We start from the raw sequence: 15467 nt of genomic DNA, 5'->3' as shown, positions 1-15467 counted from the left end.
GTCAGCCTCCGGCCTGGTTGAACACTGCGCCATAGCGGCGCTCGATGATGCGGTTGGCGGACAGCAGCACCACCACGGTCGCCACCAGCAGCACCACGGCCAGCGCCGCGCCCAGCGGCCAATTCAGCGTGTTCAAGAATTCGTCGTACGCAGCGGTGGCCACGTTCTTCAGGCGGCGTCCGCCGATGATGGCCGGCGTGGCAAAGGAGCTGGCTGCCATCGCGAACACCATGATCGCGCCGGACAGAATGCCGGGCATCACCTGCGGCACGATCACGCGCCGGATCACGGTGAATTGGCTGGCGCCCAGCGACAGCGCGGCGGCCTCGGTGGCCGGATTGATCCGCTGCAGCGATGCCCACACCGCGATCACCATGAACGGCACCAGCACGTGCGTCAGCGCAATGCCCACGCCCAGATTGCTGTACATGAGGTCGATGGGCGTTGAGATCAGCCCGATGCCCATCAACGCCTTGTTGATCAGACCCGTCGAGCCGAACAGCAGCGCCCAGCCCAGCGTGCGGACCACCACCGAGATCAGCAGCGGCCCTAGCACCACCATCAAGAACAGGCCCTTCCACGGATTGGCCATGCGCGACAGCACGTAGGCTTCGGCCGTGCCCAGCAACAGACACGCGACCGTCACGGCGGCGGCGACGCCGAACGTGCGCGCGTAGATCTCGTAGTAGTAGCCGTCCGAGAAGATCTCGATGTAGTTCTTCCAGGTAAAGGTGGCCTGCATACCGCCATAAAACTGGAAGTCGAAGAAGCTGATCAGGAACACCAGCGCCATCGGCACCACGAGGAACGTGGCGTACACCACCAGCGCCGGCGCGCTGAGCACCCACGGATTGGTGCGCGCGGTCATGACGCTTTACCTTGCGGCGCAGCGGCCGGATCGACGGTGCACATGTCCTGCGCGCGCCAGCGCAGATGCACGGGCTCGCCTTCGGCCGGCACCGGCACCCCGTCGTTCTGACGGATCACCATGACTTCGCCGACCGACGTTTCCACCTGGCACAGCCAGTGATTGCCCTGGAACACGCGCGTCTTCATGCGGCCGGGCAATGCACAGGCCGCGGGTTCGGAAAACAGGATCTTTTCGGGGCGCACGATCACGGCGCCTTGCGGCACGGGCGCGCCTTCCAGACCGATATGCGCCTCGCCGATGCGGGCGCGCATCTCGCCTTCGTACTGCTCGGCCTGCGGGGTGAAGACGTTGGCCTTGCCCAGAAAGCCGCCGACGAAATGGCTGGCGGGGCCTTCGTACGCGGCGAACGGTTCGGCCACCTGTTCGACGCGGCCCTGGTTCATCACGACGATGCGATCGGACAGCGCCAGCGCCTCGGACTGGTCGTGCGTAACGAGGATGGTGGTCGTGCCGACGGTGCGCTGGATGCTGCGCAGTTCAAGCTGCATTTCTTCGCGCAGCTTGGCGTCCAGGTTGGAGAGCGGTTCGTCCAGCAGCAGCACGCTGGGACGGATGACCAGCGCGCGCGCCAGCGCGACGCGCTGCTGCTGACCGCCCGACATCTGCGCCGGATGCCGGTCGGCCAGATGCGACAGGCCCACGAGCTTGAGGGCATCCGCCACGCGAGCCAGCCGCTCGTCCTTCTTGACCCGTTGCATCTCCAGGCCGAACGACACGTTCTCGGCCGCGGTCATGTGCGGAAAGAGCGCGTAGTTCTGGAACACCATGCCCAGCCCGCGCTTGTTGGCAGGCACCTTGCTGACGTCCTTGCCGTTCAGCACGATGCTGCCGCCGGACGGCTCGACAAAGCCCGCGATCATCTGCAGCGTGGTGGTCTTGCCGCAGCCGGAAGGCCCCAGCAACGAGATGAACTCGCCTTGCTTCACGGACAGGCTCAGGTTTTCAACGGCAGTGGTGTCGCCGTAGCGTTTGCTCAGGCGGTCCAGCACGAGATAGGTCATGAAAGCTCCCGGTGGGCGGCGCCAGCGCCGCCCTTAAGCACACGCAGTCAGCGCTCGATTTCCCGCGTCCAGCGCTTGTTCCAGTCGTCCCGGTTCTGGTTGACGGTGTCCCAGTCGATCACGATGAGGTCGGCGGCGCGCTTGCCGATGGGCAGGGGCACGCGAGGATCGTCAGCCACCTTGGCTTTCTTGTTGACCGGGCCGTAGCCGTAAGCCGAGGCGAGCTTCTCCTGAACCTCAGGCGACACCAGGTATTCCACGAACGCCTGCGCCTTCGGATTGGCGTTGGACTTGGCGATCGGACACACGGACGAGAGCAGTGCGTAAGCGCCTTCCTGCGGGTAGACGAAGCCGACGGGGAAGCCGGTGTCGGCAAACGCCTTGACGCGGCCGCTGCCCCAGACCGCGATGGTGGCCTGGCCGCTGGAGAAGAGTTCGGTCATCTTGCCGGGCGAGGGCTCATAGACCAGCACGTTGGGACCGACTTCGTTCTTGAACGTGGTGAAACCTGGGTCGATCTTCTTTTCGCCGCCGCCGCCTTCGCGCGCATACTCCACCAGCGTGTGCAGGCCGTAGGTGTTGTTGAGCGGCGGGATGACGAGTTGCTTCTTGTACTTGGGATCCTTCAGGTCCTTCCACGACGTGGGCGGCGCCCATTTCTTCTCGTCGAAGACCTTCTTGTTGTACATGATGCCGGTGGCCACGATGCCGATGGCAACCGCCTTATCGTCCTTGTAGCGCGCCGTGGTGTAGATGTCGTCGGCGGGCAGGTTCTTGATGGGTTCGCAAAAGCCCAGCGCAATGGCCTGGTACATGGGACCGTCGTCGATGATGGCGACGTCGATCTGCTGGTTGCTCTTTTGCGCCTGCAGGCGCGCAACGGTGTTGGTGGAGTTGCCGGCAACGTAATCCAGCTCGACACCGTGCTGTTTGGCGAAGGGCGGAAAGATGTCCTTGCGCATGATGTCTTCGAACGAGCCGCCGTAGCCGGCGACCACCAGTTTCTGCTGCGCCTGTGCGTTTGCGCCCAGCCCGGCTGCTACCGCCGCGGCCGCGAGCACTGCAAGTACCTTGCTCATGAGAACCCCCGAATTTTGGAAGAGAACTGCAAGAACCGACTGATTTGTTGCCCGGCGACTTCATGTCCGCCGTACAATTTGTCCGTACATGAATGTCCGGACAAATAATGGATCCGGCAAGACTGCCTTGTCAATCGGTTATTGTCCGGACAAACCCTATAAAACCAATCAAGGAGGCTTCCCTCATGACCCGATCTTCCGAGCGCGCTGCCAGTTCCGGCGGGGAGCGGGAAGCGCGCGGCCGGCCTGGCGCGGCGCTCCCGGCCGACGTGGCGGGCGGACCGCGCTACAAGAGCATTTATCAATCGCTGTCGCAGGACATCAGCTCGGGGCGCTACCCCGTGATGACGCTGCTGCCGACGGAACACGAGCTGTGCGAACAGTTCGGCGCCAGCCGTCACACGATCCGCGAAGCCATCCGCATGCTGACCGTTGCCGGCGTGGTGTCGCGCCGTCCGGGCGTGGGCACGCGCGTGGAAACGGCGCGCGCCACCACGCGCTTCACGCAGCGCATCTCGCAGTTCCCCGACCTGCTGCAGTACGCCCGCAATGCGGCGCTGCTGGTGCAGGACGTGCGCACCGTCAAGCTCACCAAACGCCTGGCTGAAACGCTGGGCTGCGAGGCCGGCCAGCAGTGGCTGCACATCAACTCCATCAAGACTCTGGACGATCCCGACGTCGCCGCCGCCTGCACGCTCATTTACGCGGACCCGGTGCATTCCGACGTGCGGGTGGACGTGAAGTCGCGGATCTCGCTGTTGCGCCTGATCGAGGATCACTTTGGCGATCGCATCACCGAGGTCAACCAGGAGTTCTCCGCCACGCCCATCGGCGCGGCGATCGCAAAGCAGCTCCAGGTCGACACCGGCACGCCGGGCTTCGTCATCACGCGCCGCTACTACGGCGATGGCGGCGTGCTGCTGCTTGCCACCATCACCACGTTTCCGCACGACAAGATGAAGTACTCGATGACGCTCAACGTCAGTTGATGCGCAGCGCGGCTCACGCGGACAAGCCATAGTCCGCGCGCGCCGCGTCGGCGCTGATCTTGCCGTCCGCCAGATCCTGCGCCACGCGCGCCCGCGGCCGCGCCGAAGGCGCGCCATAGCCACCGCCGCCAGGCGTTTCGATGCGCACGCTCTCACCGGCTTCGAGCGCAATGTTCGCGGTCTTGGAGAACAGCTCCTCTTGTTGCGGCGTGCCGAAATTGCGGATCAGCCGCGCGCGTCGTCCGTCGCGTCCGCCGTCCACGCCCGCCGCCACGCCCACGGTGTGGCTGTCCGAGCGGGCCGAGAACACGATGCCCGGTCCCACGGCGCGGATCTGCTTGGCGATGGCCATGCCGCCGCGCGTGCGGCCCGCACCGCCCGAGTCCTGGATCATCGCGTACTCGTCCATCAGCAGCGGATACTCGTTCTCCAAGGCTTCCACGGGTAGATTCGACGTGTTGGTCATGTGCACGTGCACCGCGTCCATGCCGTCCGCATCGAAGCGCGCGCCCGCGCCGCCGCCCAGCGTTTCCAGATACACGAAATGGCCCGCGCGTTCGCGCCAGCGGCCCGAGAACACGATGGCGGGGCAGCAGTCGTTACTGGACGCCATGGTCTTTTCGGGCGGCAGCAGGCCGCGGAACGCGCCGAAGATGGCGCCGGCCACCTTCTGCGCGGTGATGGACCGCGCACCCACCGCGGCCGGGTGTTCGGGATTGGTGATGGTGCCCACCGGCGCCGACAACGTGATGGGATCGAACAACCCTGCGTTGGGCGCCAGGTCCGGATCCAGCAGCGCTTTGACCGCGTAGTACACGCAGGCGCGCAACGCGTTGAAGGGCAGGTTCATGGCGCCGCGCGCCTGTTTGCCCGACCCTTCGAAGTCGAAGTGCAGGTTGTCCGCGCTGACGGTCAGCGTCACCTGGATGGGGACCGGGTCACCGCCCATGCCGTCGTCGTCCAGATCGCTGCGGAACGTATAGCTGCCGGCGCGCAATTCCGCGATGCGGTTCAAGAGGCGTTTGCGCGTGTAGGCGATCACGTCGTCCACCGACCGCAGCACCGCCTCCAGTCCCATCTGGCGGATCAAGCCCTGCACGGCGGCCGCGCCTCGGCGGTTGGTGGCCATCTGCACGCGCAGGTCGAGCACGCGCTCTTCCGGGTCTCGCGTATTGGCGCAGATGAGGCGCAGCAGGTCTTCGTCGGTTTCGCCCGCGCGGGCGATGCGGCAGGCGGGGATGCGGATGCCTTCCTCGAAGATCGATTTCAGGCCCCCGGCGATCGAACCGGGCACCGCACCGCCCACGTCGGAATGGTGCGCGATGTTGGCAGCGAAGAAGCGCAGCACGCCGTCCCAGAACACCGGCGTGATGATGTTGATGTCGGGCAGGTGGCTGCCGTCCGCCAGGTACGGGTCATTGCAGATATACACATCGCCGTCGCGGATCTGGTCAGCCGGGAACGTGCGCAGAATGGCGCGCATGGCGCCGTCCAGCGAGCCCAGGTGCAGCGGAATCTGCGTGCCCTGCGCTACCAGCCGTCCGGCAGCGTCGAACAGCGCCACCGAGCAGTCCTTACGCTCTTTGATGTTGGTCGAGAACGATGCGCGCACCAGCGTGTTGTTCATGTCCTCGGTGATGGACAGGAGGCGGTTGCAGAAGACCTCCATGCCGATGGGATCCGCCAGCGTGGGCGTGGCGTCCGCGGCGCGGGATTGAACGGAATCAGGCTTGGTCATGCGAGCCTCCTTGCAGGCGGATGATCAGGTTGCCGTACTCATCGACGCTGGCCTTGTGGCCCACGCCCACCACCGTGGTCGAGCTCATTTCCTCGAGCAGCGCGGGTCCCGTGAAGCGCGCGCCGGTCGGCACGCGGTCACGGTCATAGACGGGCGTTTCACGCCAGCCATGCGCCGGGCCGAAGTACGCCTTGCGCTGGCCCCGCGCCGCGTCCTGCAACGTGCCGCCCACGTGTCTTGGCGCAAGCGGCGCCTTCACCACCTGTCCCACGGCCTGCATGCGGCAGTTGATGATCTGCACCTTGCGGTCGTCGACGGTGTAGCCGTATTCCCGCTCATGCGCCTCGGCGAAGCGGCGCGCGAATTCCGCGTAGCCGCCCGTGCCGGTGTCGTCCAGGCTGACCTGCACTTCAAAGTTCTGGCCCTCGTAACGCGCGTCGATGGCGCTGTGGCACAGGCGCAGCGACGGATCGACGCGTTCGGATGCCAGCCAGTCCTGGGCCTGCGTGCGCAGACCGTCGAAGATCGTGGAGATCGCGGGCCAGCTGTCCGCATCGGCCAGCGAGATCTCGCTTTGCACGAAGTCGAAAGAGATATCGGTGAGCAGGATGCCGCGCGCGCACATCGTGCCCGGCTCCTGCGGCACGATGACGACGGGGATGCCGCATTCCTCGGCCACTTCCACCGCATGCAGCGGACCGGCGCCGCCGTACGCATACAACGCGAAGCGCGAGAGGTCGTAGCCGCGTTCGGTGGACACCGCACGGATCGCACGGCTCATGTTGGCCGCCGCAATGCGCAGGATGCCTTCGGCTGCCGCCTCCATGTCCAGCCCCAGCGGTTCGGCGACGCGGCTGCGGATGACCTCGCGCGCGGCATCTGCGTACACCGGCATGCGGCCGTTGAGCAAGGCCACGGGATTGAGCCGTTGCAGCGCGATTTCTGCGTCCGTGATGGTCGGCTCCTGGCCGCCGCGGCCGTAGCCCACGGGACCGGGTACCGCGCCCGCGCTATGCGGCCCGACCTTCAGCGCGCCAGCGTCGTCCAGCCAGGCGATGCTGCCGCCACCCGCGCCGATGACGTGGATGTCGACCATGGGTGTCTTGACCGGATACCCGGCGACGTGGCGGTGCGACGTGAAGAGCGGACGGCCCTCGCATACCAGCGAGACGTCCGTGCTGGTGCCGCCCACGTCGAACGTCACCAGGTTCAGGCTGCCGATGGCGCGTCCCACGGCGGCTGCGCCGACGACGCCCGCCGCCGGACCCGACAGGCAGGTGCGGACCGGATATTGGCGCACGGTGGCGATCGACATCAGGCCGCCGTTGGAATGGATGGTGTGCGGCTCATGGCCGATGTCCAGTTCCCGCACGCGGTTCAGGAAGCGTTCCAGATAGCGCGCCATCTTGGGCCCGACCGCGGCGTTGAGCACGGTGGTGGACAGGCGCTCGTATTCGCGGAACTCGGGCAGCACGTCAGACGACTGGCTGATGTAGGCGTCGGGCATCTCCTCCGCGACAATCTGCGCCGCGCGGCGCTCATGCGCGGGGTTGCGGTAGGCGTGCAGGAAGCAGATCGTGACGGCCTCGATGCCGGCCTTGGTAAAACGGCGCGCGGCATCGCGCACCTGCGCTTCATCCAGCGCCGTCAGCACGTCGCCCGCGGCGTTCACGCGCTCGTCGACTTCGGCGCGGAACTCACGCGGCACCGCCACGGGCGGTTTGCCGACGCTGTAGTCGTACAGGTGCGGACGCGTCTGGCGGCCGATCTCCAGCACATCGCGAAAGCCGCGCGTGGTGATGAGCCCGACGCGCGCGCCCTTGCGCTCGATGATGAGGTTGGTGGCCACCGTGGTGCCGTGGCCGACGTGCGAGACCTGTGATGGCGCGACCCCGTGATCCGCGAGCATCTGGCCGATGCCCGTGGCGATGGCCTCGGAGGGATCGTGCGGCGTGGAAGGCACTTTGTGAAAGTGCACCACGCCGGCGTCCTCGTCGATCATCGTGAAATCGGTAAACGTGCCTCCGACGTCTATCCCTATGCGATACATATCGATTGTTCCAGTAAAGAAGGTCAGTCCAGACGAATGCCGGCCTTCTTCACGACCTGGCACCACTTGTTGATTTCGTCCTTGATCATTGCGCCGAACGCCGGTCCTGCGACGTCCGACACCTGCGCGCCCTGTTGCTCGAGATAGGTCTTCATTGCGGGCGCGTGCAGGGTCTGCACAAGGCCGTCGGTGAGCTTGGTGCGCAGCGGTTCGGGCATGTTGGCGGGCGCCAGCATGCCGAACCACACCATGGCCTCGTAGCCGGGGTAGCCGGATTCGGCGACGGTGGGCACGTCGGGCAACATGGGCGAGCGCTGCGGCGATGTGACGGCCAGGGCCTTGATCTTGCCGTCCTTGATGTAGGGGTATGAGGTCATGACGACGTCCATCATCATGTTGACCTGCCCGCCGACCAGATCGATGAGCGCAGGACCGGAGCCGCGGTAGGGCACGTGCACCATCGATACGCCGGCGGTGGACTTGAAGAGTTCGGCGGCCAGGTGGTTGGAGGTGCCTTGGCCGTTGGAGGCGAAGGAATACTTTTCGGGCTCTTTCTTCAGGAGGGCGACGAACTCCTGCAGGTTGGCGGCGGGCACCGACTGATTGACCGACATGACGTTGGGGATGGTGGCGACGACCGTCAGGGGGGTGAAGTCTTTGATGGCGTCGTAGGGCAGCTTGGAATAGACGCAGGGCGCGCTGCCGTGCGTGCTGACCGATCCCATGAGGATGGTGTAGCCGTCGGCGGGTTGGCGCGCGACGAATTCGGTGCCGACGGTGCCGCCGGCGCCGGGGCGGTTTTCAACAATGACGTTGGCGTTCAGGCGCTGGCCGAGGCCTTCGGCGATCTTGCGCGCGACCAGATCGGTGGATCCGCCGGCCGCGAACGGCACGACGATGCGGATGACCTTGTCCGGCCAGGCGGCGCTGGCGGACCCGGCGGCCGCAAAGAGCGCGATACCGGCGGCAATGCGACAGCAACTGCGCAGTAGCCCTGTTTTCATGGCTTGGTTTCCCCTTGTTGATAGAACTTCGTGATGGCCGGATCATGCGTGTCCGACCTTGGTTCGCTGCAACAACGAGGTCATGCTAGGCCTGGCGTGGAAATGACAGCAGTCCTACAGGTTTATATTTGTATAGATGCCATTTATGGACGCGCGGCGATGAAGAACCCGGACCTGAATCTGCTTGTGCATTTCGATGCGCTGATGGCGTGCCGCAATGTGTCGCGCGCGGCGGAGGCGATGAACATCAGCCAGCCGGCGATGAGCGCGGCGATGAACCGGCTTCGTCAGTTGTTCGGCGATCCGCTGCTGGTGCGCGAGGGCGGGGCGTGGCAGCCGACGTTGCGGGCGCTGGAGCTGCACCAGAATTTCAAGCCGCTGCTGGAGGGCTGGCATCGGGCGACGCGCACGCGGGAGGCGTTCGATCCGGCGCATTCGTCGCGCACGTTGTCGCTGTATGCGACGGACTATGTGCAGTACACGTTGCTGCCGAAGCTGATTCCACGGCTGGCGGTGGATGCGCCGCACTTCCAGTTGCAGATCGTGCCTGCGCGGCCGCAGCATGGGCTGAGCATGCTGGATACGAATCATGTGGAGCTGATCGCGGGGTATTTCCCTGATCCTGCGCCGGATCTTCGGACGCGGTTTCTATATCAGGAGCCGGCGGTTTGCATCGTGCGCGAGGGGCACCCCTGTTTACGCAAGCGGTGGAATCTGGATGCTTATCTGAGTTATGGGCATCTGGATCTGGCGGCGCATACGCGGTATTTCAGTACGGCGATTGATCGCATTTTGATGGGGCAGAATCGGAGCCGCAAGATTGTGGCTACGTTGTCCAGTTATCTGGTTTGTCCGTTCATCGTTGAGGCGTCGGATTTGATTGCGACGATGCCGGTGAGCGTTGCGAAGGCGATGGCGGGGAGTGCGCGGATTGTGTCGCAGAAGGTGCCGTTGACGTTGCCGCCGATTGCTGTGTCGTTGTATTGGCATGAGAGGTATCAGGATGATCCTGCGCATGCTTGGTTGAGGCAGTATTTGGCGGGGGTGGTGGGGTAGGGGGTTCTTTGGGGGGCTGCTTGGTTGGGGCTGCTTGGTTGGGGCTGCTTGGTTGGGTCCTTAAGGCGCACGGCGCGGCGGCGGCCTTGGGGCGCGGGGCTACGATTGCGGTCCGGAGCCTTCGCTCCGGACTTCCCCTTCGTCATCGTCGTTGTCGCCTTCGGCGACTGCCTTCCGATTCCCTCGGGCGCATCTACACGCCCCGCGCCCCAAGGCCGCCGCCGCACCGTGCTCTAGTGGTTCGGGTGCGCGCAGTGCTGGGACGGGGTGTGTGCTTGGCGTTCTGGCAGGCAGCGGTGTGTGAGAGGAAGATCTTGCGGGGCCCGCTCCACGGCGGCCGCGCGGGCGGCCTGGTGGAGCTTACGCAGTGTCTTGCGTCATGCGTTTGGCGCTGCGCGCTTCGCTGGGGGGCGAGACGTCTTGCCGCTTTTTCTGACGATGCGTGTGAACGCGCCGCGCGTTGGCGATCTTGGGCGTCGCGCGCGCCACAGCGGTTGAATGTCAGTAGCCGCGCTGAGGGTCGTAGATGTTGGGAAGCGCTTCGCCCCGCTCATTTGCCGCGATCAACAAGGCGGTGTGACGGGCGCGCTCCTTGCGGTCGGGGATCGCTGCGCAGTGGGGAGTGATCGTGATTCTTGGGTGAGTCCACAGTGGGGAGTCTTCTGGCAGGGGTTCCTGTTCGAAGACGTCCAGGATTGCCTGGTCCAGATGCCCGCTGTCCAGCGCATCCAGAATGTCCTGCGTGACCATGTGGGTGCCGCGGCCGGCGTTGATGAGGCTGGCGCCTTTGGGTAGTTGCGACAGCGTGTCGCGGTTGAGGATGCCACGAGTGGCGTCGGTGGCGGGGAGCAGGCAGACCAGGAGGTCAGTGTTTGCCAGGAATTGTGTGAACTGTTGCTGCCCTGCGTAGGACGGCAGGCCGGGCAGTATGGTCGCGCCGCGGGACCAGCCGCTGACGGGAAAGCCTGCGCGGGACAGGAGTTGGGCTGAAGCGACGCCCAGGTGGCCCAGACCCATGATGCCGACGCGCACGTCGGCGGCGACGCGCAGGGAGTCGAAGATTTCCCAGTGTCGGCGGGATTGGTTGTCGGTGATGCGTTTGACGTTGCGCGTGATCATCAGGGCGCTGGTGAGCACGTACTCGGCCATCTCGGTCTGCGTGCGCGTGGTGACCATGCGGGCGATGGGCAGGTGGCGCGGCAGGGCGGGGTCGGCGAGGATGTGGTCAACGCCTGCGCCGGCGCTGATGATGAGTTTGAGGTTGGGGAAGGTGGCGAGGCGGCCGGCGTCGGGAGCCCAGACGAGGGCGTAGTCGATGGTGGCGGGATCGGGGTCTTCATGCCAGCCGACGACGTCCAGGTCTGGCGCGAAGGTGCGGAATTGTGTGCGCCACTCTTCTATTGCCTGGGGGCCGCCGGAATTGATGATGAGGCGCATCGTTGTCCTTGCTGGTGATGAGGGCGTGTCGGCCAGGCGCATGTTTCAGGTGCGTGTTTCAAGCGCGGGGTTTAGGCCCGGGCTTCAGCCCCCGGGTTTCATCCCGATACTTCCGGCGTCTTGCCCGGCGCGGCGCGCCTGCGGGTTGTCCACAGGGCGCGCCGCGCGTTGTCGTCAACGTTCGACCGTGCGGTTCCAGCGGGCGTTGAAGGCGGGCCGGGCCGCGTTGATCTGGTCCCAGTCCAGGATCTTAGCGTTGGCCATGTAGCCTTGGAAGCGCTTGAGGGACTCGGCGTTGTCGGCGGGGGCCTGGACGTTTTTGTTGGACGGGAAGTGGCCGCCCATTTCCAGGGCCTTGGCCTGGGCCTTGGCGGACAAGAGGTACAGCGCGAGCTTTTGCGCGAGTTCGGGTTCGCTGTTCTTGGCGATGACGCATTCGCCGACCATGAGGATGACGGAGCCTTCCTTGGGTTGGGCGTATTCCACCGGGATGTCGCGCTTCTTCAAGCGGGCGATGGCGGTGGGGGTGAGGGGGAAGATGGCGGCCTCGTCGGACTGGATCATCTCGGCGAGCTTGGCGGAGTTGGGGATGTACTCGAGGACGTTGGGGCCGATGGTGGAGGGCCACTTCTTGAAGCCGGGCTCGTAGTTCTGGTCGTTGCCGCCTTCGATGCGATTGAACATCAGGAAGCCGTGCAGGCCGAAGGTGCTGCCGGAGGCGGACTGGAAGACGACCTTGCCTTTGTACTTGGGGTCGGCCAGGTCGAGCCACGAGGTGGGCGGGGTCCAGCCGTTTTTCTGGAAGAGGCGGGTGTTGTAGCCGAGGCCGGTCATGCCGATGTCGATGCCGGCGGCCATGCGGTCTTTCATCAGGGCGGTGGGATACAGCTCTTTGAGGACGGGGTCGTCGTTGAGCTGTTCGCACAGGCCCATGGAAATGGCGCGGGCCATGATGCCGTCGTCCAGGAACATGACGTGCATCTGGGGCTTGTCTTTGTAGGCCTGGGCCTTGGCGAGGACGTCGGTCGAGGTGCCGGGCACGACGACGATCTTGACGTTGTTGGCCTTCTCAAAATCGGGGAAGACGTGCTGGGTGAAGGCGCGTTCCATGTCGCCGCCGTTCATGCCGACGTACAACGTTTTCTGCTGCGCGATGGCGCCGGCGGACAGCAATGCCAGCATCGCCGCGCCCAGCAACCGTTTCCCCTTGGTCAGGCGCTGCGCGCCCTGTTTCTTGTGCATCATGGTGACTCCAGCGTTTGCTCACGAAGACGATCAGGCCGGGCCGCGGCGCCGTGAGCGGCGGGCGCGTACCGTTCAATGCGGAAGGCATCGATAGGGATGGAGGAGCGGCCGTGCACGACCAGGTCGGCCAGGATTTCGCCGACGGCGGGGCCGATCTGAAAGCCCGCGCCGGACAGGCCGAAGGCGTGAAAGAGGCCGGGCACGGTGGCGCTGGGGCCGAGCACCGGATTGTGGTCGGGCATGTTGCCTTCGACGCCGGTCCAGAAGCGGATGACCTGGGCGCCGCGCAGCACGGGAAGGAGCTTGACGGCGTTTGCCATGAGCGCGCCGAGGTTGGCGCGGCCGGGGCGTGCGTAGTCGGGTTCGGCGGAGACGCCGCGACCTCCGCCAATGACGCAGTTGCCGCGCGCGACCTGCCGTGCGTAGATGCCGCCGCCCTGCATGCCGAGGCTGACGTTCATGAACAGCGGCAGGGGCTCGGTCACCATCATCAAGGGGTGGATGGACGTTTCGGGAACCGGCTCGCCGAAGCCTTCGGCAAAGCGGCCGGCCCACGCGCCCGCGCAGTTCAAGAGGTAGCGCGATCGCACTTCAAGCGTGTCGCCGGCGCGCACAATGAAGCGCGTGCCGTCGTGCGTGGCGGAGGTGACGCGTACGCCTTCGCGCACGTCGGCGCCCAGCGCGGCGGCGGCACGTCCGAAGGCGGGGGACACGAGCCGAGGGTTGGCGTGGCCGTCCTGCGGGCAGAACGAGCCGCCGATCACGCTTTCGCCCAGCCAGCCGAAGCGTTGGGCGAGCACGCGGCGGTCCAGGATTTCAAGGTCCATGCCGAAGCCGCGTGTGTTGTCGCGGTAGGCTTCGAGCAGCGCCAGATCGACGTCGGAGGTGGCCAGCTTGAGGTGGCCGGAACGCACGTATTCGCCGTCGATGCCGATCAGCGCGGGCAGTTGGCCCCACAGTTCGTGCGCGCGCCGCGCGAGCGGCAGCTGTTCGATGCCGCGTCCCTGCCGGCGCACGCCGCCGTAGTTGACGCCGCTGGCCTTGGCGCCGCACAGCGCGGCTTCCAGCAGCACGACGGGCACGCCTAGCCGGCGCAGGAAGAGCGCGGCGCTGCCGCCGACGATGCCACCGCCGATGATCGCAACTTCGGTGTCGATGCGTTCCATCATGCGGCCTTTTTCGCGGGACGTTCCAGGCAGACGACGCTGACCGGAATGGGCTTGACCGGCGGCTGGTTGCGTAGCCGTCCGACCGCCTGCGGCGCGCAGCCGACGGCATGCGCCAGGACCTCTGCGCCAGCCACGCCGCACATGCGGCCCTGGCAGCGTCCCATGCCGACGCGGGTCAGCGCCTTCAGGCGATTCATCTCTTGCACGCCGTTGTCGCGCGCGGCCTGGCGGATGGTGCCGGCGGTGACTTCCTCGCAGCGGCAGACGACGGTGTCGTCGGCGATGCTGGCGGCCCAGTCCTCGGGAAACGGAAACGCGCGTTCCAGCGCGTCGCGCACGCGGCTATTTGCCGCGAGTTGCGATTCCAGTATCCGCGCGCGGCGTGCGTCGTGCGGATGTCCTGTGTCTTCAAGCAGCGCCAGCGCGGCGCGTTCGCCGGCGAGTTCCGCTGCATCGGCCCCGGCAATGCCCGCGCCGTCGCCCGCGACGTAAACGCCCGCCACGCTGCTGCGTCCGGCGGCGTCGCGCCGTGGGATCCAGTTGCGGTCGCGTTCGTTGAATTCGAAGTCGCAGCCGACCAGGCTGGCGAGCTGGGTTTCGGAACGCAGCGACAGGCCGAAGCCGACAGCGTCGCAGTCCAGCGTATGCGTCCGTCCGTTCCGGGTGTACGACAGGCCCGTGACCCGATCGCCGCCCTGCACGGCGACGGGGCGTACGCCACTGCGCAGCGGCACGCCATGCGCGCGCAGCCACGCCATGTAATAGAGGCCCTTGGCCAGCAGCGCGGGCGCGCGCAACATGCCGGGTAGCGCCGCGACGCGGTCCGCAAATCGCGACGTGTCCAGCACGGCGGCAACCTGTGCGCCGGCCTTGGCGTATTGGTATGCCACCAGATACAGCAATGGGCCCGTGCCAAGGAACGCCACGCGCGATCCGATGGCGCAGCCCTGGTGCTTCAACGCGACCTGCGATCCGCCCAGCGTGTAGACACCGGGCGTCAGCCAGCCGGGAAACGGCAGCACGCGGTCGGTCGCCCCGGTCGCAAGAATCAGATGCGTGTAGGGCACCGCCGTGCTGACGCCGTCGCGCAGCACGTCCAGCGTCTTGCCCTCGGCGTTCCAGACCAGGCACCCGGGACGGTATTCGACGTTGCCCTGCAATTCCTGCATGGTGCGGTGTACGGCGTCAGCCTTGCGATGTTCAAAGCCATACAGCGCGGATTTGGGACGCGAGAAACCGGGCGGCGGCTGGCGGTAGATCTGGCCGCCGGGGCGCAGCCCTTCGTCCAGGATCACGGGCCGCAAACCTTGCGCGGCCAGCGTCTGGGCCGCGCGGATACCGGCAGGGCCGGCGCCCACGATCACGGGCATGACGATGCTCATGACGCGTCATCCTCGGGCCAGGCAGCGGCCGTCAGCGTCCCTGGGGCAGAGGCGGCGGCCAGCGTGCCGGGCGCGGCAGCGGGCGCCAGCGCGGCGCTCTGAAGCCGCATGCCGGGCTCGATGTACGTGGAACAGGCGCGCACACGCTCGCCGTTTTCAAGCTGCACCCAGCAGTCCTGGCACGCGCCCATCATGCAGAAGCCGGCGCGCGGACCACCGCCGAATTCCGAGGTGCGCAGGCGTTCGGCCTGCGTCAGCACGGCGGTCAAGACAGTGTCGCCGGCCAGTGCCGTGCACGTCTGTCCGTCGAAGGTGAAGGTCAACGCGGGCCGGCCGGTTTCGGCCAGGCGTTTCAGGATTGCCATGGCGCGCGCGGCTCCTTTGCG

13 protein-coding genes are annotated in these 15467 nt (G+C 66.2%); 2 read left to right on the top strand and 11 right to left on the bottom strand.

Annotation, left to right across the window (positions count from 1 at the left end):
- Position 1 precedes the first annotated feature (1 nt).
- From AB3147_RS00215 to AB3147_RS00205, 3 genes are read right to left on the bottom strand one after another with little or no spacing between them, the layout of a single operon-like run.
- Positions 2-868, bottom strand: coding sequence for an ABC transporter permease (locus AB3147_RS00215; RefSeq protein ID WP_367351184.1), 867 nt, complete (start codon positions 866-868; stop codon positions 2-4).
- Positions 865-1932 (bottom strand): ABC transporter ATP-binding protein, encoded by a 1068-nt coding sequence (locus AB3147_RS00210; protein ID WP_191578371.1) that lies wholly within the window; start codon positions 1930-1932, stop codon positions 865-867. Before AB3147_RS00210 ends, AB3147_RS00215 begins: the two co-directional genes overlap by 4 nt.
- A gap of 47 nt (positions 1933-1979) precedes the next feature.
- The gene (locus AB3147_RS00205) at positions 1980-3011 is read right to left on the bottom strand and encodes an ABC transporter substrate-binding protein (RefSeq protein WP_056565933.1); all 1032 of its coding nucleotides are present in this window, start codon (positions 3009-3011) and stop codon (positions 1980-1982) included.
- 185 nt (positions 3012-3196) lie between these two features.
- Between AB3147_RS00205 and AB3147_RS00200 the strand changes: the two genes are divergently transcribed.
- Complete coding sequence (locus AB3147_RS00200) at positions 3197-4000, top strand: GntR family transcriptional regulator (protein WP_367351183.1); 804 nt, start codon at positions 3197-3199, stop codon at positions 3998-4000.
- Between the two features lie 13 nt (positions 4001-4013).
- On the opposite strand, the gene AB3147_RS00195 is transcribed toward AB3147_RS00200, so the two are convergent.
- Genes AB3147_RS00195 through AB3147_RS00185 form a run of 3 tightly spaced genes read right to left on the bottom strand, consistent with a single transcriptional unit; the run spans position 4014 to position 8792 of the window.
- Positions 4014-5738, bottom strand: a complete 1725-nt coding sequence (locus AB3147_RS00195; protein ID WP_239216347.1) for a hydantoinase B/oxoprolinase family protein — start codon at positions 5736-5738, stop codon at positions 4014-4016.
- Positions 5725-7788 carry a hydantoinase/oxoprolinase family protein gene (locus AB3147_RS00190; protein WP_367351182.1) on the bottom strand — a complete coding sequence of 688 codons (2064 nt, stop codon included), beginning with the start codon at positions 7786-7788 and terminating at the stop codon, positions 5725-5727. Before AB3147_RS00190 ends, AB3147_RS00195 begins: the two co-directional genes overlap by 14 nt.
- Positions 7789-7811: 23 nt before the next feature.
- Positions 7812-8792 (bottom strand): Bug family tripartite tricarboxylate transporter substrate binding protein, encoded by a 981-nt coding sequence (locus AB3147_RS00185; protein ID WP_367351181.1) that lies wholly within the window; start codon positions 8790-8792, stop codon positions 7812-7814.
- Positions 8793-8951: 159 nt separating this feature from the next.
- On the opposite strand from AB3147_RS00185, the gene AB3147_RS00180 reads away from it, so the two are divergent.
- Positions 8952-9848 (top strand): LysR family transcriptional regulator, encoded by an 897-nt coding sequence (locus AB3147_RS00180; protein ID WP_367351180.1) that lies wholly within the window; start codon positions 8952-8954, stop codon positions 9846-9848.
- Positions 9849-10349: 501 nt separating this feature from the next.
- Here AB3147_RS00180 and AB3147_RS00175 read toward each other — a convergent pair.
- The 5 genes from AB3147_RS00175 to AB3147_RS00155 all read right to left on the bottom strand — a co-directional run bounded on the left by AB3147_RS00175 (position 10350) and on the right by AB3147_RS00155 (position 15446).
- On the bottom strand, positions 10350-11285 hold the full coding sequence (locus AB3147_RS00175; protein ID WP_367351179.1) for a 2-hydroxyacid dehydrogenase: 936 nt from the start codon (positions 11283-11285) through the stop codon (positions 10350-10352).
- Positions 11286-11459: 174 nt separating this feature from the next.
- Positions 11460-12530: an ABC transporter substrate-binding protein gene (locus AB3147_RS00170; RefSeq protein ID WP_175136967.1), complete on the bottom strand. Its 1071-nt coding sequence runs from the start codon at positions 12528-12530 to the stop codon at positions 11460-11462.
- Entirely contained in the window at positions 12527-13699 is a 1173-nt protein-coding gene (locus tag AB3147_RS00165) for an NAD(P)/FAD-dependent oxidoreductase (protein WP_367351178.1), read from the bottom strand. Before AB3147_RS00165 ends, AB3147_RS00170 begins: the two co-directional genes overlap by 4 nt.
- The gene (locus tag AB3147_RS00160) at positions 13696-15081 is read right to left on the bottom strand and encodes an FAD/NAD(P)-dependent oxidoreductase (protein ID WP_367351177.1); all 1386 of its coding nucleotides are present in this window, start codon (positions 15079-15081) and stop codon (positions 13696-13698) included. Before AB3147_RS00160 ends, AB3147_RS00165 begins: the two co-directional genes overlap by 4 nt.
- The gene (locus AB3147_RS00155) at positions 15078-15446 is read right to left on the bottom strand and encodes a (2Fe-2S)-binding protein (protein ID WP_175124852.1); all 369 of its coding nucleotides are present in this window, start codon (positions 15444-15446) and stop codon (positions 15078-15080) included. Before AB3147_RS00155 ends, AB3147_RS00160 begins: the two co-directional genes overlap by 4 nt.
- Positions 15447-15467: the final 21 nt, after the last annotated feature.

Source organism: Achromobacter animicus (assembly GCF_040775605.1).
Taxonomy (GTDB): Bacteria; Pseudomonadota; Gammaproteobacteria; order Burkholderiales; family Burkholderiaceae_B; genus Achromobacter; species Achromobacter animicus.
Note: the sequence above shows the minus strand (reverse complement) of the source record. Positions and strands in the feature narration are given on the sequence as shown.